We start from the raw sequence: 1,905 nt of genomic DNA, 5'->3' as shown, positions 1-1,905 counted from the left end.
TGTCCGGAGCTGTTGAAACCTTCGGTGAAGGAATTCCAGATCTGGCGCGCGGTCGAGCCGCTGAACGGTACCGAAATGACACCCGGAATGAACCTCCGCTGGGATTTCGTTGCCACGGTTTCCGCTCATCCCGATTGGCAGAGTTACAACTTTGTCGCACCGACATTGTACGACAAGGTTCAGAATGACATTTATTGGACGGGCTTCATGGTCACAGCGATCGGTTTCGACAGTTGGTCTTACTGGGATTCGAATGTGAAAGGCGGCTGGTCGGAAGACAATTTAGCGCCCGAAGTTCCCATGAATCTTATCGGAAAACTTGCAGACAGCAAGGTTTCTTTGACTTGGGATGAAGTGACCAGCGAACCAGTTAAGTACTATACCATCTATCGTAAAGCCGATACGGCGGAATTTGCATTGATCGGCCATTCAACAACTCCGGAATATGTGGACGTGGATGTGACCAGCAATAAGACCTATACTTATTCCGTCACCGCGACCGACTACGGTTTGAACGAGTCAAAAACAGCTCCTTCGATTGATATGACAATGACCTCGATTGGGCTGACACAGGAACTGCCGAAGTCGTTTGCACTTTCGCAGAACTACCCGAATCCGTTCAATCCGCGGACGAGCATTGACTTCGCATTACCAAAAACCAGCGATGTCCGCTTGACAATCTATAACTTGATGGGTCAGATTGTCAAGGAGTACAGCGTCCGTGAATTGCCGCTCGGTTATCATCGCTACGTCTGGGATGGCCGCGATGTTTCTGGTAATTCGGTTAGCGGTGGCGTCTATATTTACACGCTGACAGCCGGCGATTTCAAACAGACCAAGAAGATGATTCTGCTGAAGTAACTTCCGGTAGAACAGTAGAATATGATACAGGGGCGAAGAATCTTCGCCCCTGTATTTTTATTTTCTGTTCGATTCTATTTCAAAGTCAGAAATCTTGGAAGATTTCTCTGCTCACTGCAAGTTTAACGGCTTCATCTAATAAATCGACATCGACGCATTCATAAAAAATACAGTTTTGCTTAAAAGATGCTCTTCCATATTAAACCATATCCGTCAGTTCAGCCCTCTCCGTTTCAGCAGAGCGTCGATTTTCGGTTCGGCGCCGCGGAAGCGTTTGTACAGAACCATCGGATCTTCGGTACCGCCTCGGGAGAGAACATTATCGCGGAAAGACTTAGCAGTCGCTTGATCGAATACGCCTTTTTCGACAAAAGCCTGAAAAGCGTCGGAGTCCAACACCTCTGCCCAAATATAAGCGTAGTAACCGGCTGAATAACCGCCCGCGAAAATGTGCCGAAAATAATAACTCTTGTAACGAGGAATGATTTCCGGAATCAATCCGATCTTCGTCATTGCCTGATCTTCAAAGGCAAGAGCATCCGTTTCCGGTTGGGTAATTGTATGCCAGTTCATGTCGAGAAAAGAAGCCGCGAGATACTCGACTGTGATAAAACCCTGATTGAATTGCTCAGACTGCTGGATTTTTTCGATGAGTTCGTCTGGAATCACTTCGCCGGTCTGGTAATGTCTGGCATAGGATTTCAGAACATCCGGATAGGTTGCCCATCTTTCCATGATCTGTGAAGGAATTTCGACGAAATCGCGTGGTACATTTGTACCCGAGAGTTTTTTATAGGTGCTGTTGGAAAGTAAGCCATGCAGACCGTGACCGAATTCATGAAAAAGTGTTTGGACTTCATCCAGCGTTAACAGCGACGGTTTATCCTGCGTCGGCTTAGGCAAATTGCATACATTAACGATAATGGGCGTGATATTTTTCCCATTTTTCCGGTATTGTTCGCGGAAATTATTCATCCATGCGCCGCCCCGCTTACTATCCCGCGGAAAATAATCAACGTACAGGATTCCGACATGCGTACCGTC

Annotated in this window: 2 protein-coding genes; one reads left to right on the top strand and one right to left on the bottom strand. The window is 47.1% G+C overall.

From position 1 onward, the window contains the following. The first annotated feature begins 12 nt into the window (after nucleotides 1–12). Complete coding sequence (locus tag COT43_10360) at nucleotides 13–861, top strand: hypothetical protein (GenBank protein PIS27471.1); 849 nt, start codon at nucleotides 13–15, stop codon at nucleotides 859–861. 213 nt (nucleotides 862–1,074) lie between these two features. Here the strand turns inward: COT43_10360 and COT43_10355 are convergent. Next, on the bottom strand, nucleotides 1,075–1,905 hold an 831-nt coding region (locus tag COT43_10355), incomplete at its 5' end, for a peptidase M3 (protein ID PIS27470.1).

It is taken from the genome of Candidatus Marinimicrobia bacterium CG08_land_8_20_14_0_20_45_22 (assembly GCA_002774355.1).
Lineage (GTDB): Bacteria > Fidelibacterota > UBA2242 > UBA2242 > UBA2242 > 0-14-0-20-45-22.
The sequence above is the reverse complement of the archived record's forward strand: the minus strand, read 5'-3'. Positions and strand labels throughout refer to the sequence as shown.